This window comes from Sphingopyxis italica (assembly GCF_011926545.1).
Classification (GTDB): Bacteria; Pseudomonadota; Alphaproteobacteria; order Sphingomonadales; family Sphingomonadaceae; genus Sphingopyxis; species Sphingopyxis italica.
On sequence record NZ_JAATIT010000001.1, the window covers coordinates 604,155 to 628,704 of the forward strand.

General features: G+C 65.6%; 21 protein-coding genes. 4 read left to right on the forward strand and 17 right to left on the reverse strand.

The genetic code is table 11. The annotated features are described in order from the left end of the window. Window positions 1–12 precede the first annotated feature (12 nt). The 4 genes from GGR90_RS02570 to argH all read right to left on the reverse strand — a co-directional run bounded on the left by GGR90_RS02570 (window position 13) and on the right by argH (window position 3,848). Complete coding sequence (locus tag GGR90_RS02570) at window positions 13–801, reverse strand: precorrin-2 dehydrogenase/sirohydrochlorin ferrochelatase family protein (RefSeq protein WP_167919192.1); 789 nt, start codon at window positions 799–801, stop codon at window positions 13–15. A 2-nt stretch (window positions 802–803) separates the two neighbouring features. Beyond that, complete coding sequence (lysA, locus tag GGR90_RS02575; protein ID WP_167919194.1) at window positions 804–2,069, reverse strand: diaminopimelate decarboxylase; 1,266 nt, start codon at window positions 2,067–2,069, stop codon at window positions 804–806. Between the two features lie 124 nt (window positions 2,070–2,193). Then, the gene (locus GGR90_RS02580) at window positions 2,194–2,445 is read right to left on the reverse strand and encodes a hypothetical protein (RefSeq protein ID WP_167919196.1); all 252 of its coding nucleotides are present in this window, start codon (window positions 2,443–2,445) and stop codon (window positions 2,194–2,196) included. Next, window positions 2,445–3,848: an argininosuccinate lyase gene (gene argH, locus GGR90_RS02585; RefSeq protein ID WP_245198373.1), complete on the reverse strand. Its 1,404-nt coding sequence runs from the start codon at window positions 3,846–3,848 to the stop codon at window positions 2,445–2,447. Before argH ends, GGR90_RS02580 begins: the two co-directional genes overlap by 1 nt. A gap of 157 nt (window positions 3,849–4,005) precedes the next feature. On the opposite strand from argH, the gene GGR90_RS02590 reads away from it, so the two are divergent. After that, complete coding sequence (locus tag GGR90_RS02590) at window positions 4,006–4,443, forward strand: TlpA family protein disulfide reductase (protein WP_342449880.1); 438 nt, start codon at window positions 4,006–4,008, stop codon at window positions 4,441–4,443. Between the two features lie 184 nt (window positions 4,444–4,627). On the opposite strand, the gene GGR90_RS02595 is transcribed toward GGR90_RS02590, so the two are convergent. The 11 genes from GGR90_RS02595 to zwf all read right to left on the reverse strand — a co-directional run bounded on the left by GGR90_RS02595 (window position 4,628) and on the right by zwf (window position 19,150). Further along, window positions 4,628–4,966, reverse strand: a complete 339-nt coding sequence (locus GGR90_RS02595; RefSeq protein ID WP_167919200.1) for a hypothetical protein — start codon at window positions 4,964–4,966, stop codon at window positions 4,628–4,630. Window positions 4,967–5,085: 119 nt separating this feature from the next. Further along, the gene (locus GGR90_RS02600) at window positions 5,086–6,087 is read right to left on the reverse strand and encodes an NAD(P)H-dependent glycerol-3-phosphate dehydrogenase (protein WP_167919202.1); all 1,002 of its coding nucleotides are present in this window, start codon (window positions 6,085–6,087) and stop codon (window positions 5,086–5,088) included. A 37-nt stretch (window positions 6,088–6,124) separates the two neighbouring features. Then, window positions 6,125–7,057, reverse strand: a complete 933-nt coding sequence (locus GGR90_RS02605) for an alpha/beta fold hydrolase (RefSeq protein ID WP_167919204.1) — start codon at window positions 7,055–7,057, stop codon at window positions 6,125–6,127. Continuing rightward, on the reverse strand, window positions 7,054–7,923 hold the full coding sequence (locus GGR90_RS02610) for an alpha/beta hydrolase (RefSeq protein WP_167919206.1): 870 nt from the start codon (window positions 7,921–7,923) through the stop codon (window positions 7,054–7,056). Before GGR90_RS02610 ends, GGR90_RS02605 begins: the two co-directional genes overlap by 4 nt. A gap of 2 nt (window positions 7,924–7,925) precedes the next feature. Continuing rightward, window positions 7,926–9,374, reverse strand: a complete 1,449-nt coding sequence (locus GGR90_RS02615; RefSeq protein ID WP_167919208.1) for a DUF3336 domain-containing protein — start codon at window positions 9,372–9,374, stop codon at window positions 7,926–7,928. 23 nt (window positions 9,375–9,397) lie between these two features. Further along, window positions 9,398–10,954: a wax ester/triacylglycerol synthase family O-acyltransferase gene (locus GGR90_RS02620; RefSeq protein WP_167919210.1), complete on the reverse strand. Its 1,557-nt coding sequence runs from the start codon at window positions 10,952–10,954 to the stop codon at window positions 9,398–9,400. Then, on the reverse strand, window positions 10,955–13,294 hold the full coding sequence (locus tag GGR90_RS02625; protein ID WP_167919213.1) for a glycerol-3-phosphate 1-O-acyltransferase: 2,340 nt from the start codon (window positions 13,292–13,294) through the stop codon (window positions 10,955–10,957). A gap of 104 nt (window positions 13,295–13,398) precedes the next feature. Next, complete coding sequence (locus GGR90_RS02630; protein ID WP_245198374.1) at window positions 13,399–14,955, reverse strand: HAD-IB family hydrolase; 1,557 nt, start codon at window positions 14,953–14,955, stop codon at window positions 13,399–13,401. Window positions 14,956–15,056: 101 nt separating this feature from the next. Next, window positions 15,057–15,680 (reverse strand): bifunctional 4-hydroxy-2-oxoglutarate aldolase/2-dehydro-3-deoxy-phosphogluconate aldolase, encoded by a 624-nt coding sequence (gene eda, locus GGR90_RS02635; protein WP_167919217.1) that lies wholly within the window; start codon window positions 15,678–15,680, stop codon window positions 15,057–15,059. A 106-nt stretch (window positions 15,681–15,786) separates the two neighbouring features. Continuing rightward, window positions 15,787–17,628 (reverse strand): phosphogluconate dehydratase, encoded by a 1,842-nt coding sequence (gene edd / locus GGR90_RS02640; protein WP_167919219.1) that lies wholly within the window; start codon window positions 17,626–17,628, stop codon window positions 15,787–15,789. 118 nt (window positions 17,629–17,746) lie between these two features. After that, window positions 17,747–19,150, reverse strand: a complete 1,404-nt coding sequence (gene zwf / locus GGR90_RS02645) for a glucose-6-phosphate dehydrogenase (RefSeq protein WP_245198460.1) — start codon at window positions 19,148–19,150, stop codon at window positions 17,747–17,749. Window positions 19,151–19,600: 450 nt separating this feature from the next. On the opposite strand from zwf, the gene glpD reads away from it, so the two are divergent. After that, window positions 19,601–21,151, forward strand: a complete 1,551-nt coding sequence (gene glpD / locus GGR90_RS02650; RefSeq protein WP_167919223.1) for a glycerol-3-phosphate dehydrogenase — start codon at window positions 19,601–19,603, stop codon at window positions 21,149–21,151. 9 nt (window positions 21,152–21,160) lie between these two features. Here glpD and GGR90_RS02655 read toward each other — a convergent pair whose 3' ends face one another. Both GGR90_RS02655 and GGR90_RS02660 read right to left on the reverse strand, forming a co-directional pair. Then, window positions 21,161–21,823 (reverse strand): MOSC domain-containing protein, encoded by a 663-nt coding sequence (locus GGR90_RS02655; protein WP_167919225.1) that lies wholly within the window; start codon window positions 21,821–21,823, stop codon window positions 21,161–21,163. A gap of 140 nt (window positions 21,824–21,963) precedes the next feature. Then, the gene (locus tag GGR90_RS02660) at window positions 21,964–22,629 is read right to left on the reverse strand and encodes a TetR/AcrR family transcriptional regulator (RefSeq protein ID WP_167919227.1); all 666 of its coding nucleotides are present in this window, start codon (window positions 22,627–22,629) and stop codon (window positions 21,964–21,966) included. A 250-nt stretch (window positions 22,630–22,879) separates the two neighbouring features. On the opposite strand from GGR90_RS02660, the gene GGR90_RS02665 reads away from it, so the two are divergent. Both GGR90_RS02665 and GGR90_RS02670 read left to right on the forward strand, forming a co-directional pair. Next, complete coding sequence (locus GGR90_RS02665) at window positions 22,880–23,494, forward strand: sterol desaturase family protein (RefSeq protein ID WP_209023539.1); 615 nt, start codon at window positions 22,880–22,882, stop codon at window positions 23,492–23,494. A gap of 30 nt (window positions 23,495–23,524) precedes the next feature. Further along, the gene (locus tag GGR90_RS02670; RefSeq protein ID WP_167919231.1) at window positions 23,525–24,469 is read left to right on the forward strand and encodes a homocysteine S-methyltransferase family protein; all 945 of its coding nucleotides are present in this window, start codon (window positions 23,525–23,527) and stop codon (window positions 24,467–24,469) included. The last annotated feature ends 81 nt before the right edge of the window (window positions 24,470–24,550 follow it).

Genomic DNA, 24,550 nt, shown 5'->3' on the forward strand with positions numbered 1-24,550 from the left:
CGGCTTTCGGGTTTACCGACCGTCCGGGGCGATCGGCATGTCGAGCCAGAGCGTCAGCCCCGGGGGCGGATCGACCGGCGGCGCATCGACGACGTGGCGCACGGCGTCGGCCCGGGCGCGGTCGAGGATGGCCGGAGGGACAGCGGCGGCGTGAAACACGTGATCGGCCTCGCCCAACAGGCGTGCGGCGCGGAGCGTGAGGTCGTCGGGATCAGAGCTGGCGAGCACGATCGACTCGACACGCGAGGACGGGCCGGACATCGCGCCCGCCAGCCACCCCTCGACCGCGTCCGCCGCGCCGTCACCGAGCGGATCGAGCGCGCCGCCCGGCGCGAGCGCGGCGTCGATCGCGCGGCGGCGGCCTGCGGCATCGGGCCAGCGCGCCTTCATCGCGCCGCGCGCGGCGTGGAGCGCCGATGCGAGCGCGCCGAGCCGCGCGGGCAGCAAGGCTTCGATGCGTTGCCGGATCGCTTTGGCGAGCCCCGCCGACGCGCCGCCGGTGCCGATCGCGATCGTCACCGGCGCGCGGTCGACGATCGCGGGGGTGGTGAAGTCGCAGAGGTCGGGGCGGTCGACGACGTTGACGAGCAGCCCGCGCGCGCGCAGCCCTTCGGCGGCGGCGCGCGCTTCGGCCGCGTCGTCGAGCGCGACGAAGGCGATCGTCGCCCCTGCCTCCCATGCCGGGACGATCCGGCCGCCCGCGCGGGTGATCAGCCGCGCCTTGGCATCGGCCGCCTCCCCCTCCCCGACCAGCACGACCGTGCGGCCGGTCAGGTTCAGGAAGACGGGAAGCTGGTGCATCGTCAGTCGATCCAGTCGGGCACGCGTTCGGCGGCCATGATCGTGCCGGCGGCGATGCGGTCGGCGACGACGACATAACGGTCGCCGTCGACGAGCACCTCGGGGACGAGGCTGCGGCTGTTGTAGGTCGAGGCCATCGTCGCGCCATAGGCCCCCGCACTGCGAAAGATCGCGAGGTCGCCCGACTCGACCTTGTCGATCAGCCGGTCGCGCGCGAAGGTATCGCCGGTTTCGCAGACGGGGCCGACGATCGAGGCGGTCATCGTCTCGCCCGAAGGCTTCACCGCGGCGAAATCATGCCAGGCATCATAGAGTGCGGGTCTTGCAAGATCGTTCATCGCCGCATCGACGATCACAAAGGGATGGGTCGCACCGGGCTTGACCCACAATATCTCGGTCAGCAGAACCCCCGAATTACCCGCGATGACGCGGCCGGGCTCGAACATCAGCGTGACGTCCCAATCGCGGGTGACCCGCGCGACCATCGCGCCATAATCGGCGGGCGACGGCGGAAGAATATTGTCGCCCGCGCGATAGGGCACCCCAAGCCCGCCGCCGAGATCGACATGGGTGATGCTGTGCCCCGCGGCGCGGAGGTCCGCGACGAGTTGGCCGACGCGCTTGAACGCCGCTTCGAACGGGGCGAGGCTGGTGAGCTGGCTGCCGATATGGACCGCGATGCCGCGCAGGTTCAGCCCCGGCAGCCCCGACAGCCGGGCGAAGATCTCGGGCGCGGTGTCGATGCCGACGCCGAACTTGTTTTCGGCCTTGCCGGTCGAAATCTTCGCGTGCGTGCCCGCATCGACGTCGGGATTGACGCGCAGCACGGCGGGCGCGGTCATGTCCTTGCGCGCCGCGATTTCGGCAAGCGCGATGCCCTCGGGCTCATGCTCGATATTGAACTGGCCGATGCCGCGGTCGAGCCCCTGCGCCAGTTCGGCGCGCGTCTTGCCGACGCCCGAAAAGACGATGTCTTCGGCCGCCATGCCTGCCGCGAGCGCGCGTTCGAGTTCGCCGCCCGAGACGACGTCGGCGCCATAACCCTGCCGCGCGAGGACGCGCAGCACGCCGAGATTGGGGTTGCACTTGATCGCGAAGGCGATGTGCTTGCGCGGAACATCCTTCAGCGCGTCGCGAAACACCTGCGCATGGCGTTCGAGCGTTGCGCGCGAATAGACATAGACGGGGGTGCCGATTTCCTCGGCGATCCGCGGCAGCGGAATATCTTCGGCGTGCATCACGCCGTCACGAAGTTCAAAATGGTCCATTGAAGGAAGTCCTGATCATCATTTTCCGTTCGCATCGAGCGAAGTCGAAATGCCCCGAAGGACGGAGCCGAGACGATGGGTGTCTCGACTTCGCTCGACACGAGCGGATTAAACTGGGCTTTGCTCAGCCCGGAGGCGGCAAGTCGAAATCGTCGGTTTCGCGTTGTTCGGACCGTTTGAGAAGTTCGTCGCTGCGCGCGGGCCGGGCTTGCGCGTCAGGCGTCGTAAGCTCCTGTGTAGTCGGGGCGCGGGTCGCGCCGACGGGAACGACCGGGGCGGGCTGGCCCGCCACCGGCTTCAGATCCTGCTTGCTGCCGCACGAGCCGAGCAGCGCGGTGGCGGCGATGCCAATGATGATGAGGCGCTTCGTCGCCATCAATCCGTCCCTTCGAGCGCCGCACGGGCCGCGGCGACGGCCTGCCTTACCCGTTCGGGCGCCGTGCCGCCATAGCTCATGCGACTGGCAACCGACGCTTCGACCGTGAGCGCGGCGAGCACGTCGGGGGTGACCGCGGCATGGATCGCGGCGGCGTCGGCGGCGGGCAACGCCGACAGCTCGACGCCGAGTTCCTCGGCGCGCTTCACGCAGGCACCGACGACATGATGCGCCTCGCGGAACGGCAAGCCGTTTTCGCGCACCAGCCAGTCGGCAAGGTCGGTCGCGGTCGAATAGCCCGACGCGGCGAGCGCGCGCATCCGGTCGGTGCGGAAGCTCAGCGTTTCGATCATGCCGGTCATCGCGGCGAGCGACAGCGCGAGCGCGTCGAAGGCGCCGAAGACCGTTTCCTTGTCGTCCTGCAAATCCTTCGAATAAGTGAGCGGCAGCCCCTTCACGATGACGGCGAGCCGCTGGAAGGCGCCGAGCAACATCCCCGCGCGTCCGCGCACCAGTTCGGCGGCGTCGGGGTTGCGCTTTTGCGGCATGATCGAGCTGCCCGTCGACCAGGCGTCGGGCAGGCTGATGAAACCAAAGGGCTGGCTGGCCCAGATGACGATTTCTTCGGCGAGGCGCGACAGGTGGATCGCGGCGATCGAGGCCGAGGCGCAGAATTCGAGCGCGAAGTCGCGGTCGGACACCGCGTCGATGCTGTTCGCCATCGGGCGGTCGAAGCCGAGCGCGGCGGCGGTCGCATCGCGGTCCAGCGGGAAGCTGGTGCCCGCGAGCGCGGCGGCGCCGAGCGGCGATTCGTTGAGGCGGCGCCGCGCATCGGCGAAGCGGCTGCGGTCGCGGGCGAACATTTCGACATAGGCGAGCAGATGATGACCGAGCGTCACCGGCTGCGCGACTTGCAGGTGCGTGAAGCCGGGCATGATGCTGCCCGCATGTTCGTCGGCGCGCGCGAGCAACGCGGCCTGGATCGCCTGCAAGCCCGCATCGATACGCTCGCACGCGGTGCGGGTCCACAGGCGGAAATCGGTCGCGACCTGATCGTTGCGCGAGCGCGCGGTGTGGAGGCGCCCGGCGGCTTCGCCGACCAGCTCCTTCAAGCGCGATTCCACGGTCATGTGGATGTCTTCGAGCGCGAGATCGACCGGCACGCCGGTCGCCGCGAACTCGTCCGCAATCTGCGCAAGGCCGCGATCGATCACCACGGCGTCCTCGGCGGCGATGATTCCGCAAGCCCCGAGCATCGCGGCGTGCGCGCGGCTGGCGGTAATATCTTCTTCCCACAGGCGCTTGTCGACGGGGATCGATGCGTTAATCTCTTGCATGATCGCCGCGGGTCCGCCACCGAAGCGGCCGCCCCACATGCTGTTGCTGTCAGGAGTATTCGCCATCCGCCGCGTTCCGAATCCGTCCCTTGCGATCCTCGCCGTGCTTCTGGCCGGATCAATCGCGGGCTGCGATAGGGAAAAGCCCGGCGGGGAGCAAGCGGGGCAAGGCCAAGCAAATGTTTCGGCGGGCCAAGCGAAGGGGGTCGGCGCGTTCGAATATGTGATCGACCGCAGTCGCAAGGGGACGGTGGCGCCCACCGCGACGTTTCGCGGCCCCGACGACGCGCCGGTGACGCTCGCGTCGTTCCGCGGGCGTCCGCTGCTCGTCAACCTGTGGGCGACCTGGTGTGCGCCGTGCGTCGCCGAAATGCCGACGCTCGACGCGCTCGCGGCGAAGAGCGGCGAAACGATGACCGTGATCGCGGTCGCGCAGGACCTGAAGGGCGCCGAGGTCGTCGATCCCTGGTTCCAGAAGGCGGGACTGAAGGCGCTCCAGCCCTATATCGATCCCGAAAACGGCCTGCTCGACGCCGCGAACAGCGCGCTGCCGACGAGCGTCTATTACGACGCCGAAGGCCGCGAAATCTGGCGCGTGATCGGCGCGATCGACTGGCAGGGGAAGGAAGCGGCGGCGCTGCTGGCGGAGGGCGTTTCCTAGCTACCCGATAAATTTCGTCATTCCCGCGAAAGCGGGAACCCAGCGAGCAACCGTCGCAACCTGGTTCCCGCTTTCGCGGGAATGACGCTTCAATGACCAGAACAAGAAAGGGCGGGTGCCCCATGACACCCGCCCTTCCCTGCGACCCGAGCAGGGCTCGGGGAACTCGCGGAAATCGGAAGCTTTATCCGCCGACCGTCACGCGGCCGCTGCGGTAGCCCTTCTTGCGCATTTCCTTCACATAATCCTTGTCGGCGTCGACCACCTCGACGATCCATTCGTCCCACGCGTCCCAGCGGTCTTCGCGGTCGGTGGCGTGGCGAAGGTCGCTGCTGAGCTCCTTCTCCGCCTCGAGGATGTCGGCTTGGTAATTATACCAATATTGGTTCACGATGCCGGCGATCGGTTCGGCGCGGATGGGCGGCGCATCGAATCCCGGCGGCATCTTGTGATAGGGAACGGCGGCGACCGCGGCGGTGGCGGGGAGAGCGGCAAGCATCGCCAGAATCGTCCATTTTTTCATTTTTCGTCTCCTTCTGGATCCTGTTGGACAGGAGAAGAAACGAAAGAGCGGCGCGATTTATTCCCGGTTCGACGATGATTCGGCACGGCTCGCGGCGGAATCGCGCGGATGTCCGGATTTCAGCCCGGATGCGCTTCGTCGCCGACGCTCGATTTGAGGAGGCCGCGGAACACATCCATCGCGCTGCGCCGGCCCTGCGTCACGTCGAACACGTCGCGCGCGATCGGCATGTCGAGGCCATATCTGTCGGCGAGCGCCATCACCGTCGGCGCGCTCTTCACCCCCTCGGCGACCATGTTCATGCCCGCGATGATCTCGTCGATCGGGCGCCCCTTGCCGAGTTCGACCCCGACATGGCGGTTGCGCGACAAGGGGCTGGTGCAGGTCGCGATCAGGTCGCCCATGCCGGTGAGCCCCGCGAAAGTCTCCGGCCGCCCGCCCATCGCGACGCCCAATCGCGTGATCTCGGCCAGTCCGCGCGTCATCAGCCCGGCGCGCGTATTGTCGCCCGCGCCGAGCCCGTCACCCATGCCGACGGCGATCGCGATGATATTCTTGAGCACCCCGCCAAGCTCGCAGCCCAAAAGGTCGGTGTTGGTGTAGACGCGGAACAGCCCCGAATGGAACACCGGCTGGAGCGCGCGCACGACGATCTCGTCCTCCATCGACAGCACGCTCGCCGCCGCCTGCCCCGTCATAATCTCGCGCGCCAGATTAGGACCGGTGAGCACGCCGATGGGATGGCCGGGCAACACCTCCTCGATCAGCTCGGTCATCCGCTTGCCCGAGGCGAGTTCGAGGCCTTTCGTGAGGCTGATAACGGGAACCCACGGGCGAAGATGACCCGCCGCCTCCTCGAGCACCGCGCGGAAGCTGTGCGACGGCACGCCCATGACGAGCACATCGGCGCCCGCGACGACCTCGGCCATGTCGTTCGTCGCGCGGAGCGCCGAAGGCAGCTTGATACCGGGGAGATATTTGCGGTTCTCGCCGGCGCCGTTGATGCTGTCGACCGTTTCGGCATCGCGCGCCCACAGCGTGATCGGCGCATTGCGCGACACGACCGACGCGACCGTCGTCCCCCAACTGCCCCCGCCGAGCAGCCCCACCTTGAGGCGCATAACTCTCTCCCCGTTTTCAGCGAGAGTGGCGCGCATTTCAGTGCTTGGCAAGAAAGCCCTTCATCACCGCCGCGGTCGCTTTGGGATCCTCGATCATCGGGACATGGCCGACATGTTCGAAGATATGCGACACGCTTCCCGCGATGCCGGCTTCGAGCACCGGCACGCAGCTGACGTCGAGCAGCTTGTCGTGCCGGCCCCAGATGATCAGCGTCGGCACCTTCACTTCGCCGAGGCGATCGTTGAGCGGATGATCGCGCCCCTCCGTCGCGATGACCCAGAAGATCGTGTCGAGTTGATCGCGATATTTGAGGCCATCGGCGTAAAGCACCGGTTTCAGCCGTGCGGGAATATGCGGCGGTTTGTGAACGACCATCGCCACCAGCCGGTCGGCATCCTCCAGATTGGCGAGGACGAGCGGATTATAATCCTCGTTCGCCGCCTGTTTCTGAAGCTCGCTTTCATTGGCGCCGTTGACGCCGGCATTGTTGAGCAGCGTCAGGCTGGCGAGCGCGTCCGGATATTCGATCGCGTAACGCAGCGCGATCCAACCGCCCATGCTGTTGCCGCCGACATGCGGGCGCGACAAGCCCAGCGCGTCGGCGAACGCCTTCAGCCGCGCGGTCTGCGCCTGCAGATCATAGGCGAGATCGGGGTTGCGTTCATTCTCGCCAAACCCTGGCAGGTCGGGCGCGATGACATGATAATCGCGCGTCAGATACGGCGCGATCATCGACCAATTATCCTTGTCGCCCGCAAAGCCATGGACGAGCAGCAGCAGCGGCTTCGACGTGTCGCCGCCTTCCAGATAGGGCCAGTTCCGCCCATCGACGACGATGCTTTTCTGCACCATCCCGCCGCGCCGACGCAGCAACGCCCGCCCGATGGCGACGAGACGGCCGGGGAAGACGAAATACATCAGCGCCAACGCGATCAGCGGCGCGAAGATCAGGATCAGCAGGATTCTCATGCCGCGGCCTCGCCTTTCACATGCGCATCGAACCAGCCGACGAGATCGTCGAGCACGACGTCCTGCTCGGGCTCGTTATAGATTTCGTGGAACAGGCCGGGATAGATTTCGAGCCTTTTGTCCTTCGACGCGACATTGTCGAACAGGTAGCGCGACCCCGCGGGCGCGGTGAGGCGGTCGGCCTCGCCGTGCTGGATCAGGATCGGCAGGCGAATCTTGGGCGCATCGGCCCGCGCCACCGCCATCGCGTCCATGAATTCCTTGCCCAGCCGCGCCCCGATCTTGCCTTCATAGACGAGCGGGTCGGCGCGATAGGCCTCGACCACCGCCGGATCGCGGCTCACCCCATTGGCATCCAATGACAGCACGCCGAGCCGCGGGAAAAAGCGCGACAGGAAGCGGCTAAGCCAGACGGTGACGCGCGACGGCGGCTCGGCGGGCAGGATCGCGGGCCCCGACAGCGCCGCGGCGACGAACGCCCGCTGGCGCTCGACAAGGAACAAGGTCGCGATCAGCCCGCCCATGCTGTGCCCGAGCAGCAGGCGCGGCGTGTCGCCATGATTGATCTCGACCAACGTCAACAGCTCGGCCATGCCGTCGAGAAAGGCGGAGAAGCGCGGCACATAGCCGCCCTCACCGTCCGAATTTCCGTGTCCCCAATGATCGACGGCGTAGATCGCATAGCCCGCCTCGGTCAGCCGCTTCGCGACATGGCCATAGCGCCCGGCATGTTCGGCATAGCCGTGCGCGAGCAATATGATCGCACGCGGACGGCCGTCGGGAAGCCAGTGGGTGACGTGCAGCTTCGCCCCTGCGCCCGCGGATTCGGCGGGCAGGATCACCGCGCCGGTCGTCCCTGCCGCCATATTCAGCGCACCGCCTTTTTGAGCGCCGCGCTGCGATGGCCGGGGCCGTCGTCGTCCGCCTTGTCGATCTTCGCGAGGATCGCTTCGAGCGCGCGGCTGATCGCGGTCTGGGTGCGGACCATTTCGACCTTGGGCCAGGCGGTGCGCTCGCCGGTGTCGATCAGTTCGTCGATATCCTCCTGCCCCAGATCGGAGAGGATTTTGGTCGGCGACCAGAATTTGGGCGGGCGGATGATGTTGATATCGCCGGTATATTCCTGGTTGATCACCGACCGCGCCATGTTCGCCAGGCTGTTGAGCGGCGGGATCAGCTCGAGCGGCTTCTGGAAGATCACCATATTGGCGTTGAGCCACGCCTTGAAGGTCGTCATCGACGCATGCTGGATCGCCTCGATCGGCGCCATCTGCTTGCGCGTGTCGGTCGCGAAGGGCAGCGCGATCGGGTTCGCCTGGCTGACGATATGGTGATTGACCCCATAGAGGCGTTCAAGCCGCTTGGTCGGGATGTCGTGCGTCACCGATCCGTCGACCCAGCGGCGGTCGGGCTGATAGGGGGTGCGCTCGCCGTTGTCGTCGCGCGCCATCAGCATCACCGGCGGGAAGACGCCGGGCACCGCGCACGACGCCAGCACTGCCTCGCGGATCAGCACGTTCGGCGCGGTGATCGCGTTCAGGAGCCGGCCGTTCTGATGCTTTTCGGCGGGGGCGACCGAAACGTTGAGATGGCGCCCGCTGACCTCATAGGCTTCCTGAAAGGTCAGATCGGGGATCAGATCGGCAAGGCGGTCGCGAACTTCCTCGGTCGCCAGCCTTTTTTGTTCGGGATCGCGGTCGGGGTTCGCAAGCCGCTCGCTTTCGAGGAAGGCGCCGATGTCGGCATTCTTGCGCGTGCAGACGATCGCGGCGACGATCGACCCGCCGCTCGCGCCCGACATGATCGCGGGCAGCACGCCTTCTTCCCACAAAGCCTTCACGACGCCGATATGGAAGAAAAGGAAGCTGCCCGAGCCCGAGAGCAGCAACGCCGAGCGGCCGTAGCAATGCTGCGCGCGGCGGAAGAAATCGCGCTTTTCGTCGCGGGCAATGCTGCGCGCGGCGGCGATCTTGTCCAATGAGGCGACGACCTCGGCGACATAATCCTCGACCAGCGCCTTCGTGCCGAAGCGCGCCTTCTGATAGAGCCGCTCGTGTCCCATGCCGTCGATATTGCCGTGGATGCCCTCGTTGAGAACGAAGAGCAGCCCCTTGACGTCACCCGCCGCCGACAGCTTGCGCAGCTTTTCGAGGCGCGCGCGGATCGCCTTATAGTCGAAATACCTGCTCTCGTCGGCGTCGCGCCACGCCTGCAGCCCCGACTTACGGTCATGTTCGCGCGCCGCTTTGGACCAGGCGGCGTAATCGGGTGCGGTCACAAGATCGCGGTCGGCGCTGAGCGTCGGGGTGAAAAGCATTCGGTAATCCTGCGAGAGCATCGTTATTTTTTCGGATTCTTGCCGGTTGCGTTCTTTTTAGCAACCGGTTTCAGCTTGGGCTTCGCGGCAGGTTTCGGGACGGCTTTACGTTGCGCTTTGGGCTGGGCCGCAGGGTTCGGCGCTGCCGTAGCGGCTTTGGGTTTCTCCGGTTTCGGCATCGCGGCCATCAGGTCGGCGAAACTTTCGTCGATACATTCGCGGAAAAAGGCGATGTCGGGCATGATCGACCGCTCGCAGACGATCGAGAAGGCGATGCGTCCGTTATAGCTCGGCGTTGCGACGAACAGTCCCATATTGTTCGCGAGCGGCGCCATGCCGTGCTGCTGCACGAGCTGCGCGCCCGCCAGATAGAGCGGCTCCTGTGCGCCCGGCACGTTCGAGATGAAGAGGTTTGTGCCGCGCACCGCGAAACGCTCGCTGGTGACCAGCCGCGCGACCGCCGCCATCGTCGCGCCGGGAATATGCTGCGACAGGTCGGTCATGATTCGCGCGCTGACTCCCGCCTTCGCCTCCTTCGCCTCAACGGTATAATCGCGCACCGCCGCGAGCCGTTCGAGCGGGCCCGCGAGGTCGGTACGGACCGGCACGCTCATCGCCGACACCTGATTGCCCGGGGAGCTGGCCTTGCCGCCCTTGCCGCGCAGATTGATCGGTGCGACCGCGACGAGGCTGTCCTTCGGCAATTCCTTGTGCTTCGCCAGATATTTGCGCAGCGCGCCGCCGACCGTGGTCAGCACCACATCGTTGACCGTCGCGCCCGGCACCTTCTTGCGGATTTCGGCGACGTCGGCGAGCGCGACGGTCGTCGCGTCGAACATCTTGTGCGGGCCGACCGGCACGTTGAAGCGTGTTTCGGGGACGCCGGCGGTCATGCCGCCCTCGGCGATCGACTTGCGCGCCGACGCGACGATCGCGGGCGACATCTTCATCAGCGCGTTCATGAATTTGACCGGCGACTGCATCGACGCCGACCAGGCGCGCGAGAGGGTTTCGGCGCTCGACGGCGCCTTGCCCAGCTCCTCGACCGGCGGAGGTTCGGCTATCGCGGGAGTGCCCTTCGCATCGATGTCGCTCATCGCGATGAAAGCATGCGCGCCCGAGGCGCCATCGACCGCGGCGTGATGGACGCGGTGGAGCATCGCGAAGCTGCCCTTGGGAATCCCCGGAATCCGGTCGAGCCCCTCGATGATATAAATGTCCCAGAGCGGCCGGTTCATATCCATCGGCTTCGAAAACCAGCGCGCGACCGCGATGCAGAATTGCCGCCAGTCGCCGGGCTCGGGAAGGCGCGCGTGGCTCATATGCGCTTCGATGTCGAAATGCTCGTCCTCGACCCAATAGGGATGGTCCATGTCGAACGGCAGCCGGTGGAGACGGCGCTTAAACAGCGGCGAGGTGTCGACACGGGCTTGGACGTGGCGGATGATATCCTTGAAGCGCACGAAGCCGCCCGGCGCGGTTGCGGGGTCGTAGATATAGACCCCCATGATGTGCGTGAGGTTGTTCGCGGTCTGCGTGTAGAGGAACTGGGCGTCCTGCGCGCTGAGCTGTTTGAGCATTTATCCTCCTGAACCCGGCAAGCGGTCGGCAAGCGCGACGGTCGAAAGCCGCATCGTTTCCATGACGTTGGCGAGGCCGCGCAGTTCCATCAGCAGCGCGCGGCGCGCGGCGAGATTGACCGGCGTCGCTTCCTCCGCGAGCCCCATATGGCGCATCAGCGACAGGCCGTTGGCGAAGAGCAATTTTCCGATTGCCGCCTCGCTGCTGATCCGGCGCAGCAGATAGGCCTGCCGCCCCTCGACCAGCGCCGCGTCGAGCAGCGCCTGTTCGTCGACGACATCGCCCGGCTTTGCGCGCGCAAGCTGCTCGGCGACGACCGAATAGGCCTCGGCGAACGGCAGCAATATCGCGTGGCCGACAACGGGCTGGCAGCGGCGGAGAAGCTGCGCGACGCCGCGGTCGCCGCTGGCGAGGCGGCGGTCCCAGACAGGATCGATGCGCGCCAGTTCGGTTTCGATCGCGGCGCGATGCTCTTCACGCGGCGGGTAGAAAAATTCGAATTTGAACAGGTCGCGAAGCCGGTCGATCTTCGCCCAGAAGGCGGCGGTGGCATCGCCTTTGTCGGCGTCGCGCAGCTCGAACAGCGCGAGTTCGATCATCGCGCGATCGAGGAAATGATGCGCGATGATGTTGCGGTAATAGCTCGCCATCGGATGCTTGGCGGGCTCGACCGAATAGACATTCTCGCTGCCCGCTTCGTAGCGCGTCAGCAAGCCGCTCGTGACGAGTGTGTCGACGGTAGCCGACAGCGCGGCATCGTCGCCGCTTTCGAGTTCGCTGCTGAGACGAATGCCCCGCGCGCGGGCCCAATCGGTCACCGCGCCGATCGCGCCCAGCAATTCGGCCGAGGTCGCGCCGCGCGGCGACATGCCGAGCAGGATCAGGCACATCACCGAAGTGACGGTGAGCGGCGTCACCCGGTTCGCCTCGACCGCCACCGCGAAGGCGATCCTTTCGAGCGCGCGCCTGTCGTCGGGTTCCGGCGCGGTTTCGATCACGACCGGTTCGCCGATGTCAAGGCGGATGCGCCCCGATGGCTCCTTCAGGCTCTTCATATAACCCAGGAACCACGACAGGCTCTCGGGCTTCTTGCTGCGCCCCGTCTGTTCGGCGGCATATTCCTCGACATCGCGGATCAGGTCGAAGCTGGTGACGAAGGGGACGAAATGGACGCCGCGCGTGCCGGTCGCATGCGCCGCGTCGAGGACATATTTCATCAGGCCATATTTGGGCGGCATCAGCTTGCCAAGCCGCGAGCGCGTGCCTTCGAACGCCCAGCTCAGCGGGAAACGCTTGGCGAGCAGCCAGGCGATATAGTGGCGCAGCACCAGCTTGTAGACCGGCTGATCCTGAAAGCTGCGGCGGAGGAAGATCATCCCCGAGCGGCGGAAAAATTCGCCCATCACCGCGAAGTCGAGGTTCGCACCGCCGAAGCTGTGGAGCATCGGCAGGTCGTTCTCATAGGCAAGCCGGCTCGGCGTCGCGCCGTCGATATAGGTTTTGTGGGTGAAGAGGATCGCGGTCGGATGCTCGCGCAGGATATTGCGCAGCTTCGCAAGTTCAGCAGCGTCGATTTCCATCCCGGGCGCATAACCGCCGAACATCATGCGATCGAGCCGGGCGCGGAGGTCGAGGAAGAGAGCACTCGGACGTGCGATCACTTCCTTCATCAGCGGCCGCGCCTCGCGGAAGAGTTCGGCGACAGGGCGACCGGTCGCCTCGGACAGTTCGGCGAGCGCGGCGCGGAATTTGGGGCTGGTGCGCAGACCATCGGCGACGAAGCGCGGCACCTTGTATCTTGTTCCCCGGATCCCGCGCTCGGCGACGTCGAGCGCAAGCGCCGCCTGCCGCGCGACGAAGCCCGCGAATTCGGGGCTGCCCCCACCCTCACCATCGCCGCCGCCGGTTTGCGCGCAGAAGCGGTCACGCAGCATGTCGAGCGTCGCCGCCTCGCCGACCAATATCTGCGCGCGGCGACGGTCGCGGAGCAGGATCAGTCGCGCGCGGAGCGCGCCGGGGTGGCGCGGATCGCCGAATAGCAGGTGACGGAATTTGAGCGCGCGGTCCTTGTCGAAACCCGGGATACGCCACGCGACGCGCAGCGGCACCACCTGCCGCGATGCCGCTCCGTCAAGCCGCGCCTGCAGCACGTCGACGGGCAGCGCATGATCGCCATCCTCGATATCGAGGCTCGCCCAGACAGGCTCGTCATCGCCGCTCGTCGAATGGATCCAGTCGAGCAGGATGCGCCGCTCGACCCCGTTACGCGTGTCGATGATATAGAGCCGGTCGGCCGCCTGCTCCGCCACGATTTCGGTGCGGGGCGCTCCGTCGGCCACCGCTCAATAACGCTCCGCCAAAGACCCGTTCGTGTCGAGCGAAGTCGAGACACCCCGATGGGCATCTCGACTTCGCTCGATGCGAACGGAAAGGAGTTGGGCGGTCATGTCTTGAAAGCCTTCGCGGCCGCCTTTTTCTTCGGAGCCGTCTTGCCCGCGGACGATTTCTTCTTAGCGGCAGGCTTTACACTTGCCTTCTTGGCCGCCTTTTCGGGCTTCACCTCGGGCGGAGCGGTCTCGGCCGCCACCGATTCCGCGACGCTCTCCTCCGCCTGCCCCAGGGTGCGCAGGAACATGTTGCGCACGTCGCGGACGTGCGTACCCAACGTCCTTACGCCCCACTTCGACGTATCGACCGGCGGCAGCACGGTGACGCGCACCGTCGCCGGGCGCATCACGAACTCGTTCTTTGGCGCGACGTCGGTCGCATTATGAATCACGATCGGCACGATCGGCACGCCCGCGTGCATCGCGAGGTGAAAGGCGCCCTTTTTGAACGGCGCGAGCTTCGGCGTCAGGCTGCGCGTGCCCTCGGGCGCGATGCAGATCGACTTGCCGTCGTGCTGGATCGCCTCGACGAGCGGCTCCATCGCCTTGATCGCGCTCTTGCCGTCGGCACGGTCGACGAAGACGGTGCCGCCCCATTCCATCAGCTTGCCGAGGATGGGGATGTCCTTGATCTCCTTTTTCCCCACCCCGCCCATGTCGCGGCGGATGAGCTTGGCGAGGATCATCACATCGGCCTTGCTCTGGTGGTTGAAGATGAAGACGCACGGGCGCGACGACCAGAGGTGGCGCTCGTCCTCGACCTCCAATTCGACCCCGGTGATCGCGGTCGCGAAATCGCCGAACAGCCCCATCGAAAAATTGACCGCCTCGCGCTGCGAGCGGGTGAGCGCCCAGATCGGGAGCCCCGCGGCAAAGGCGCCGACGAGCGAGCCGGTGGCATAGATGGTGCGCGTATAATCGACCCACGACGGCGTGCCGCGGCTCGCGAAACGCTGCACCGGCCAGTTCCGCTCGTCGGCGATGCCCTTGAGCTTGAGGTTCGGGTTGAGCGGTCGCGGCTTGCCGACGCGTTCGAGCAGTTCGATATCGTCGTCGCTATCCGAATAGAAAAAGCTGTTGTCGAGATCGAGGCCGTATTCGGCGGCGAGTTCCTCGGCGGCGAGCACCTTGCCTTCACCGAAACACAAGGGGCGGATGATCTCGCCCGTAAAGACGCCGTCCTCGATCTCGTATGCCGAGCATTTGATGTCGGTGATGCCGAGATCGCGCGCGGTCGGTTCTATCTGGTAGATTGTCGCCGACGAGATGATCGCGACGCGGTGGCCTTTCGCCTGGTGCGCTTCGATGATCGCGCGCGTCTCGGGATAGATTTTGCGCGCGATATGCTTTTTGTAGAGTTCCTCGCCGAACTCGATGAAGCTCTCTTCCTCGACGCCCTTCATGAATTTCGCGGCGCCGGTCATCAGGCCCGAAAAGCCGATGCTGCCGAGGCTGTGCTGCGCGAGCACGTTCGCGGTCTCGGCGATTTCCTCGACCGACATTTCGCGGCGCTGGAACTTCTCGCGCAGCATCGCGGTCGCCGAATAGCCCGAGATGATCGTCCCGTCGAAATCGAAGAGCGCGGCGATATGCGGTCCGGGTTCGGACGCCAATACTTCTTCCAAATGCGGCTGTGGCCTCGGCACGCGCATCTCCCCACCAACGGCTTGTTTGCCGCCTTATCCCTGCACGATGGCAGGTAAAATGGGGTTAATCAATGGCGCGAAAGTCCGGCCGCCTCGCGCGCCAATGCTTCGATCCGCACCGGGTCGAGCGGCCCTGCGGGAACGACCCAGCTGCCGCCCACGCACAGCACCGGACCCAGCGCGAGCCATTCGGGTGCGGTCGCGGCGCTGATCCCGCCGGTCGGGCAGAAATTGATCCCGCCGAACGGACCCGCGAGCGCCTTCAGCGCCGGGATGCCGCCGCTCGTCGCCGCGGGGAAGAATTTGAAGCTGCTGAGGCCAAGGTCGAGCCCCGCCATGATGTTCGACGCATTGGCGACGCCGGGCAGGAAGGGAATGCCGCTCGCGACCGCGGCTTCGCCGAGGCTGTCGGTGAGGCCGGGCGAGACGATGAATTCGGAGCCCGCGTCGATCGCGGCCTTGAGCATTCTCTGGTTGAGCACCGTCCCTGCGCCGACCACGGCGCCGGGCACTTTTTTCATCGCGGCGATCGCGTCGAGCGCGGCGGGGGTGCGCATCGTCACCTCGAGCACCGTGAGCCCGCCCGCGACGAGCGCCTCGGCCATCGGCACCGCATCCTCGACGCGGTCGATGACGATCACCGGGATGACCGGTGCCAGACGCATGATCTGTTCGATACCGCTGTCGGACATTCTATCTCACTTCCTTCGTCATCCCGGCGAAGGCCGGGATCTCATTGTTTCGTTTGACATCACCGTCGAGACCCCGGCCTTCGCCGGGATGACGGAAAGTTGGAAACTAAATGACGGTCTCCATCGCCGCGAGCACTGCCGAGCCGCCCTTCTCCGCCTCGTCGGCGTGATGGCGGAACAGCGCGAAGAGTTCGCGGCCGACGCCGACGGCCGGGGGCGGGGCGGCGGCGGGCTGGCGGGCCGCCCATTCGGCTTCGTCGACGAGTGCAGTCGCCTCGCCCTTCACCGCGCAGACACGGACGACATCTCCGTCCTGCAAATAGGCGAGCGGGCCGCTCACCCCGTCAGAACCGGGCAAGGCTTCGGGCGACAGATGGATCACCGCGGGCACCTTGCCGCTCGCACCCGACATGCGGCCGTCGGTGAGCAAGGCGACGCGGAAGCCCTTGTCCTGCAGCACGCCCAAGGCCGGAGTGAGTTTGTGCAATTCGGGCATGCCGTTGGCGCGCGGCCCCTGGAAGCGGACGACGACGACGACGTCGCGCTCGAGTTCCCCCGCCTTGAACGCCGCCAGCACCTGATTCTGGTCGTCAAAGATTCGGCACGGCGCCTCGATCGTCCAGCGATCCTCGGCGACCGCGCTGGTCTTGATGATCGCGCGGCCGAGGTTGCCCGCGAGCAGGCGCATGCCGCCGTCGGGCGAGAAAGGCGCCGAGACCGGGCGCAGCATAGCGTCGTCGCGGCTGTCGGCGGGCGCCGCTTGCCAGTGGAGTTCGTCGTTCACGAGCACGGGCTCGGCGGCATAATCGGCCATCGTCCCGCTGACCGTCAGGATATCGCCGTGCAGCAACCCCGCGCCGAGCAACTCCTTGACGACATAGCCGATCCCGCCCGCGGCGTGGAAATTGTTCACGTCGCCCGCGCCGTTCGGATAGACGCGCGCGAGCAGCGGCACCGCGTGGCTCAAATCGCCCAAATCCTGCCAGTCGATGATAATCCCCGCCGCGCGCGCGATCGCCGGCAGATGGATCGCATGGTTGGTCGAGCCCCCGGTCGCGAGCAGGCCGATCGCGGCGTTGACGATCGCCTTTTCGTCGATGCAGCGGCCAAGCGGACGATAATCATCGCCATCCCAGCCGATCGCGGCAATGCGGTGCGCCGCAGCGCGCGTCAGTTCCCGCCGCAGCTTGGTCCCCGGGTTGGTGAAGGCGCTGCCGGGGACGTGGAGCCCCATCAACTCCATCATCATCTGGTTGCTGTTGGCGGTGCCATAGAAGGTGCAGGTGCCCGCGCCATGATAGCTCGCCGCCTCGGCCTCGAGCAGTTCGTCGCGGGTCGCCTTGCCCTCGGCGTAAAGCTGGCGGACGCGCTGCTTTTCCTTGTTCGCGAGGCCCGAAGGCATCGGTCCTGCGGGAACCAATATCTGTGGCAGGTGGCCGAAGCGCAGTGCACCGATCAGCAGCCCGGGGACGATCTTGTCGCAGATACCGAGCAGCAGCGCGCCTTCGAACATCGCATGGCTGAGTGCGATCACGGTGCCCTGCGCGATATTGTCGCGGCTGAACAGCGACAGGTCCATGCCCGCCTGTCCCTGCGTCACGCCGTCGCACATTGCGGGAACCCCGCCCGCGACCTGCGCGGTGACGCCGACTTCGCGCGCGAACAGTTTGATCTGCTCGGGATAGCGGCCGTAGGGCTGATGCGCCGAGAGCATGTCGTTGTAGCTGGTGACGATGCCGATGTTCATCGCCGCGCCGGTGCGGATGACGGGCTTGTCCTCGCCCGAGGCGGCGAATCCGTGCGCGAGGTTGCCGCACGACAGGTTGCCGCGGTTGGTGCCTGCCTCGCGCTGGCGCTCCATGAGGTCGAGATAAGCGGCGCGGCGCGGCGCGCTGCGGGCGATGATGCGGTCGGTGACCGCGGCGATAGTGGGGTGGAGATCAGTCATAACTTAAAACCGTTTGTCCTGAGCTTGTCGAAGGACCGTTCTTCCTTGCGACGCCCAAAGAAAAGGCCAGCCCTTCGACAAGCTCAGGGCGAACGGAGTTTTTTTGCTCGACAACTTTTCAATCATGCCAGCTCGCTCCGTCGCGTTCGATCAGCGCGATCGCCGAACTCGGCCCCCAGCTTCCCGCGGTGTAATTCTGCGGCGCCATGTCGACCTGACCCCAGGCGTCGCGGATCGAATCGATCCACTGCCACTGCGCCTCGACCTCGTCGCGGCGGACAAACAAGGTCTGGTCACCCTCGATGAAATCGAGCAGCAGGCGCTCATAAGCGATGCGGCGGCGCTCGCCGGCAAAGCTGTGCGAGAGCGAGACGTCCATCGTCACCTCTTTGAGCTTCACGCCCTCGCGGTCGAGGCCCGGCTGCTTCGCCATCACCTTGACCCGGATATTTTCCTCGGGCTGGAGGTTGATGATCATGCTGTTCGCATTGAGCTTGCCCGCGCCGACGCGCGCGAAGATATTGTGCGGCACCGGCTTGAACTGGATCAGCACTTCGGATTTGCGCTGCGGCATGCGCTTGCCGGTGCGCAGGTAGAAAGGCACGCCCTTCCAACGCCAATTGTCGATATAAGCCTTGAGCGCGACGAAGGTTTCGGTGTTCGACGGGTCGCCGAGTTCGTCGGCATAGCCGGCAACCGCGCCGCCATTGACCGCGCCGCTGGTGTATTGGCCCTTGACGCTGTGCGCCTTCACATCCTCGGCGGTCATGCGGCGGAGCGAGCGGAGCAGCTTGACCTTCTCGTCGCGCACCGCGGTCGACGACACGCTCGACGGCGGCTCCATCGCGATGATCGCGAGCAATTGGAGCATATGGTTCTGGACCATGTCCTTCAATGCGCCGACGCCGTCATAATAGGATACGCGACCCTCCAGCCCGACGGTTTCGGCGACGGTGATCTGGACATGGTCGATCGCCTGTGCGTTCCACAAAGGTTCGAAGAGCATGTTGGCGAAGCGCAGCGCGAGCAGGTTCTGCACCGTCTCCTTGCCGAGATAATGGTCGATGCGGAACACGCGGTCCTCGGCGAAGGCGTCACCGACCTGCGCGTTGACATCGCGCGACGAGGCGAGGTCGTGGCCGATCGGCTTTTCCATCGCGATGCGGCATTCGGCGCAGGCGATGTTCGCGGCCCTCAGGCCTTGCGCGATCGGGCCGAACATCGACGGCGGGGTCGAGAGATAAACCCCGATCGGACGGCCCAAGCGGTCGCCGAGCAGCGCCGCGAGCTCCTCGTAACCCGTGCCCGCGCCCGCATCGATCGCGCAATAGTCGATGCGTTCGAGAAAGTTTTCGACCCCGGCTTCCTCGATCCGGTCGGCAGGCAGATGCTCGGCCAGCGCCTCGCGAACCTGCCCCTGAAAAGCGGATCGGTCCCTCTTGGAGCGCCCCGAGCCGATGATCGTCAGCTCGCCCGCGAGCAGGCCGTCGAGATGGAGATTGTAGAGCGAGGGAAAGAGCATGCGCTGCGCGAGGTCGCCCGTCGCGCCGAACAGCACCAATGTTTCGACTTTCACGCTCACCTTCGTCCCCTTGGATAACATGGATGAATTGGGGGATACACGAAGCGAATGCAACGCGCATACGTAAGCCGCATACGATGTCGGACCCTTGGCAAATCCGGCAAGGCTGCCATAGGGAACAAGGGTTCAAACCCTCTATCTACGGGTCCGAGGTTTGAAGCGATTTTGCTCAGGGCAAGGAGGCGGGGCGCAGGCATATGAAAATATTCCAAGACTCGCCGGCGCGGCCATGGGCAAAATCGGTCAAATCCCGCAGAGGCGCCGAAATGGCTTCGATCTCAGGCCCGCGCGGCCTTGCGGGTAGCGATGCTACCCGCGGCGGCCACTCGAACCCGATATCTTCGCCATTTCGACGCCTCGGACCCGTAGATGGCGAGTTTGAACCCTAGCATGCCCGACAGCTCCGCCCCCTATGATGTCATCGTCGTCGGCGGCGGCGTCAATGGCGCGGGGGTCGCGCGCGATGCCGCGGGGCGCGGCGCGCGGGTCCTGCTGCTGGAGGCGGGCGACCTGGCCGAAGGCACCTCGTCGAAGTCGACCAAGCTGATCCACGGCGGGCTGCGCTACCTCGAACATTATGAATTCGGCCTCGTGCGCGAGGCGCTGAAGGAACGCGAGCGATTGTGGAGCATCGCGCCGCATATCATCCGTCCGCTGCGCTTCGTCCTGCCCTATCGCGACGGACTGCGCCCGCGCTGGCTGCTCCGGCTCGGACTGTTTCTCTATGACCATATCGGCGGCCGCAAGAAACTGCCCGCAACGCGCTCGGTCGATTTGCGCCGCCATGTCGCGGGCGGCCCGCTGCAGCCGCAATATGTCAAGGGCTTCGAATATTCGGACGGCTGGGTCGACGATGCCCGGCTCGCCCTGCTCAACGCGCGCGACGCCGCCGACCGCGGCGCGCGGGTGCGAACGCGCACACGCGCCGAAATGCTGCGCTGCGACGATGGGCTGTGGATCGTCGATGCGGTGGGCGACCAAGGGCATCATTATCGCTTCACGGGCCGCAGCGTCGTCAATGCCGCGGGGCCCGCGGTGCTCGACCTGCTGCGGCGCGCCGATGCCGAACCCGATCACCGGATGCGGCTTGTGCGCGGCTCGCACATCGTCGTGCGGAAGCTGTTCGAGCATGATTATGCCTATTTCTTCCAGCTGCCCGACGGACGCATCTTCTTCGCCATTCCCTATGAGCGCGATTTCACGCTGATCGGGACGACCGATCAGGACCATGACGGCCCCGCGAGCGAGGCGGAAGCGAGCGACGAGGAGATCGCCTATCTCTGCGAAGGGGCGAGCCTCTATTTCCGCAACCCGGTGACGCCGGCCGATGTGGTGTGGACCTATTCGGGCGTGCGGCCGCTGATCGAGGACGGATCTGGACGCCCCGAGGCCGCAACGCGCGGATACCGCATCGACCTCGACATGGACGAGGGCGCGCCGCTGCTCACCATCTATGGCGGCAAGATCACCAGCTATCGCCATGTCGCCGAAGAAGCGGTCGACGAGCTTGCCGATCATGTTCCGGCGCTGTCGGGCAAGCGCTGGACGGCGAAGGCGCCGCTGCCGGGCGGCGATTTTCCGGTCGACGGCGCCGCGGCGCTTCGGGCCGAATACCGTCTCGCCCATCCCTTCCTTTCCGCCGCGACGGTCGATCGCATCGTCCGTGCCTATGGCACCGATGCGCGCCGCTGGCTGGCGGGCGCGGACGACTGGGACGCACTCGGCGGTGAGATCGCGCATGGGCTGAGCGTCGCCGAGCTGCGGTGGATGGCGATGCGCGAATGGGCGCGCACGACCGACGACGTGCTTTGGCGGCGCAGCAAGCTGGGGCTTCATTTTACGGCGGCGGAGACCGAACTGCTCGCGGGCGATGTCGAACGCATCGTCGCCGAAGCGCGGCAAGCCGACGCCGAATTTTTCGGCGACGAGCGAAGCCGCTAGGTCCGGGCGCTAATCGGCCCCGAACTGCTCGGCGAGCTTGGCGCGCCGCGCTTTCCAGGTTTCGGCGAGCACGGGCACGTCGCGCAGCGCGGTGAGGTCGGCGAGCCGCGACTTCGCTTCGCCGCCGATCAGCAGGCCGAAAAGCGACGCGAGCGGCCAGTCGGGATACGGCCGCTCGATGAGGTCGAGCGCGTCGCCCGCGCGTACCGCGCCGGGTTCGAGGACGCGATAATACCAGCCCGTCCGCCGCGTCTTGACCACCTGTGCCATCACGCCCTTGGTCTGAAAGCGATGGTCGAGCTTCCAGCACGGCTGGCGCGCCTGCGTCACTTCGACCAGCGCGGAGCCGAGGCGGAAGCGGTCGCCGAGGAAGACATTCTGCTCGTCGAGGCCCGAGATCGAGATATTCTCCCCGAACGCGCCCGGCGCATCGAGCAACGGGACGTCGCCCAGATACCCGCGCCACCAGTCATAATGGTCGGCGGGATAATGATGGATCGCCTTGTCGATGCCGCCATGCACCGTGCGGTCGGCCTGCTCGTCGCCGGCCAGGCCCATCGCGCCGACAGCCACCACATCGGCCACCGGCAGCTTGCCGATCGCACTCGGTTCATCGTCGCCGCGAAAGGGACGGACTTTGCCGAGGAGGACGGCGAGAATGTCGGCTTTCATCACCGTGATTGCATAGCCGCCATGATGGAAATGGCAATCGTCGGACGCGCGCAAGCGCCCGGGGCGGGCGGCGTCCGCAATGCGAGCATGATCGCCAGCCCCGCCACGCCCTGTCGGCCGCCGGCAGGGCGCCTTAGCCGCTAACGGCCGCCAAAGAGCAGCTTGACATGATCGTGCATCAGCCGCGCCTGGCGCCCGATGATCGACTTGTCCTCCATCGCCCGCGAGGTGATGATGCCGCCGTCGACGACGACATTGAAATGATCCGCCATATCCTCAAGATCGACGGGGATGCGCGGTTCGTAAAGCGCGGCGATCTCGCAGAGCCACGCATGAAAGCGCGACCGCCAGCCGGCGACGGCGAGGCGATTGAGATGGCGGACCTCGGCATCGAACACGCGGTCCTGATAGGTGATGGCCGCGGCAAGACAGCCGGGGTGCAGTCCGGGCAGATCGTCCATCATCTCGGCAAACAGCTTCATGAAGATGAGGAAGCTCTGCAAAGGGTCGTCCGACAGCGCCCGCGCCCGGGCGCTCAACTCGTCGAGGATGGCGGTGTCGCGTTCGACGAAGCGACTGACGATCGCGCGGGCAAGGTCATTTTTGTCCTTGAAATGATAGAAGAAGCCGCTCTTCGTGATGCCCGCCGCCTCTACCAGTTCCTCGATCGAGGTCGCGCTGAAACCCTTGTGCAGCATCGACTCCTCGGCGATGTCCATGATCCGCTCGCGCGTCCGCCCGCCCTTGCGCGCGCGGCCGCCGAACTTTACCGCGGGTGCAGTTTTTTCAATAAGCTGGTCCACCATGCAGGTGCCCCCTCAAGCAAATCCCAAAATATACCCATATTTCTTAGTGCATTGGGCCGCAGTATCGCAAAAGCGACCGCGCACTTGCTAGATGGCGCAAGACCTGTGGCCTAATTGAATTGCCGTTTCCGAATCAGAAAGGACGGCAATGAATATTTTTCACTATATAGCAATCGGCCTGTTCGCGATATTCGCGATCGCCGATTATCTTTTCCGGGCTAGAAGGTTTCCCTCGGTCAGGGCCTGGAAGATGCTGGGCGTTGCATCGATGCTGCTCTATTTCGCCATTGCGACCTTCTCTCCCTTCCTTTGGGACGGTTGGCTTGGCAACCACCAGCTGTTCGATGCCAGCGCACTCCCCTTCGCGTTGCAGCTTGTGACAGGCTTTCTGGTGCTGGAGCTCGGCGTCTATCTGTGGCACCGCACCATGCACAACAGCGAGCCGCTGTGGCGCGCGATGCACCAGATGCACCACAGCGCCGAACGCGTCGATATCTGGGGCGCTTTCTATTTCCATCCCCTCGACATGGTTGGCTGGGCCTTTCTCGGATCGCTCTGCCTCGTCGGCGTCGTCGGGCTGACGCCCGAAGCGACGCTGATCGTCAGCATCATGGCGGTGTTCTGTGCGATGTTCCAGCACGCGAACCTCAAGACGCCCTATTGGCTGGGCTTCATCGTCACGCGCCCCGAAAGCCATGCGCTGCATCATGAACGCGGCGTCCACGCCTGGAATTATGGCGACATTCCGCTTTGGGACATGCTATTCGGCACGTTCCGCAATCCGCCCCGATGGAATGGCGAAGCCGGCTTTCACGAAGGCTCCACGCATCAATGGTCGATGCTGCTGGGCCGCAAGGTCGCTTGAGCTCGATATTTCTAACGGAAGGATAGATCCATGACCACGACGCTCTCCCATTTCGACGGCCGTCCCTTTTTGACCGACGGCGGGCTCGAAACCTCGATGATCTTTCACGAAGGCATCGATCTGCCGCACTTCGCCTCGATCGTCCTGTTGCGCGAGGAGGAGGGCCGCACCCGCCTTCGCCGCTATTTCGAAACCTATCTTGCCATCGCGCGCGACGCCGGTGCCGGCTTTATCCTCGAATCCGCGACATGGCGCGCAGGCCCCGACTGGGCAGCGCCGCTGGGGCTTGGCGTCGCTGAACTCGACGAACTGAACCGCAAGGCGATCCTGATGCTGCGCGACCTGCGGACAAGGCATCAAAGCGAGGCGCTGCCCATCCTGATATCGGGCTGCATCGGCCCTCGCGGCGATGGCTATTCGGCGGATCGGATCCTGACGGTCGACGAAGCCGCCGCCTATCACGGCCACCAGGCCGCGATCTTCGCCGAAACCGGCGTCGACATGATCTCGGCGATCACCATGACCAACGTGCCCGAAGCGATCGGCACCTTGCGCGCCGCCACGGCACATGGGCTGCCCTGTGTGATTTCGTTCACGCTGGAAACCGATGGACGGCTGCCCACGGGCGACGCGCTGGACGAAGCCATTGCGGCGGTGGATGCCGCGACCGATGTTCCGCCGGCTTATTATATGATCAACTGCGCGCACCCGACCCATTTCGAAGCGGTCCTCGCCGATGGCGACGGTTGGAGGGAGCGGATTCGCGGTTTGCGCGCCAACGCCTCGCGCCTCAGCCACGCCGAACTGGACGAAGCGACCGAACTCGACAGTGGCGATCCGCACGAGTTGGGGTCGGATTATCGCCGCCTGCTGGCCCGGCTTCCGGCGCTCGCCGTGTTCGGCGGCTGCTGCGGCACCGACGATCGCCATGTGGCCGCCATGGCACAAGCGGTCGTGCCGAAACGCTTGGCCTGACACGCCGCCCCCCCTTGAAGGCGCGGAGCAAAAAGCCGCGACCGATGCAGCTGCGGATGAGACAAGCGGGCGCCCATGGGT

Coding starts and splice junctions, on each gene's coding strand:
- zwf (WP_245198460.1), bottom strand. CDS start 19,150: ATGCTCTTTCCCTCGCTCTACAATCTCCATCTCGACGGCCTGCTCGCG.
- GGR90_RS02660 (WP_167919227.1), bottom strand. CDS start 22,629: ATGGTGGACCAGCTTATTGAAAAAACTGCACCCGCGGTAAAGTTCGGC.
- GGR90_RS02610 (WP_167919206.1), bottom strand. CDS start 7,923: ATGGCGGCAGGGACGACCGGCGCGGTGATCCTGCCCGCCGAATCCGCG.
- GGR90_RS02580 (WP_167919196.1), bottom strand. CDS start 2,445: ATGGCGACGAAGCGCCTCATCATCATTGGCATCGCCGCCACCGCGCTG.
- GGR90_RS02620 (WP_167919210.1), bottom strand. CDS start 10,954: ATGCTCAAACAGCTCAGCGCGCAGGACGCCCAGTTCCTCTACACGCAG.
- glpD (WP_167919223.1), top strand. CDS start 19,601: ATGCCCGACAGCTCCGCCCCCTATGATGTCATCGTCGTCGGCGGCGGC.
- GGR90_RS02655 (WP_167919225.1), bottom strand. CDS start 21,823: ATGAAAGCCGACATTCTCGCCGTCCTCCTCGGCAAAGTCCGTCCCTTT.
- GGR90_RS02605 (WP_167919204.1), bottom strand. CDS start 7,057: ATGAGAATCCTGCTGATCCTGATCTTCGCGCCGCTGATCGCGTTGGCG.
- GGR90_RS02600 (WP_167919202.1), bottom strand. CDS start 6,087: ATGCGCCTCAAGGTGGGGCTGCTCGGCGGGGGCAGTTGGGGGACGACG.
- GGR90_RS02570 (WP_167919192.1), bottom strand. CDS start 801: ATGCACCAGCTTCCCGTCTTCCTGAACCTGACCGGCCGCACGGTCGTG.
- edd (WP_167919219.1), bottom strand. CDS start 17,628: ATGACTGATCTCCACCCCACTATCGCCGCGGTCACCGACCGCATCATC.
- lysA (WP_167919194.1), bottom strand. CDS start 2,069: ATGGACCATTTTGAACTTCGTGACGGCGTGATGCACGCCGAAGATATT.
- GGR90_RS02595 (WP_167919200.1), bottom strand. CDS start 4,966: ATGAAAAAATGGACGATTCTGGCGATGCTTGCCGCTCTCCCCGCCACC.
- argH (WP_245198373.1), bottom strand. CDS start 3,848: ATGGCGAATACTCCTGACAGCAACAGCATGTGGGGCGGCCGCTTCGGT.
- GGR90_RS02670 (WP_167919231.1), top strand. CDS start 23,525: ATGACCACGACGCTCTCCCATTTCGACGGCCGTCCCTTTTTGACCGAC.
- eda (WP_167919217.1), bottom strand. CDS start 15,680: ATGTCCGACAGCGGTATCGAACAGATCATGCGTCTGGCACCGGTCATC.
- GGR90_RS02665 (WP_209023539.1), top strand. CDS start 22,880: ATGCTGGGCGTTGCATCGATGCTGCTCTATTTCGCCATTGCGACCTTC.
- GGR90_RS02615 (WP_167919208.1), bottom strand. CDS start 9,374: ATGCTTTTCACCCCGACGCTCAGCGCCGACCGCGATCTTGTGACCGCA.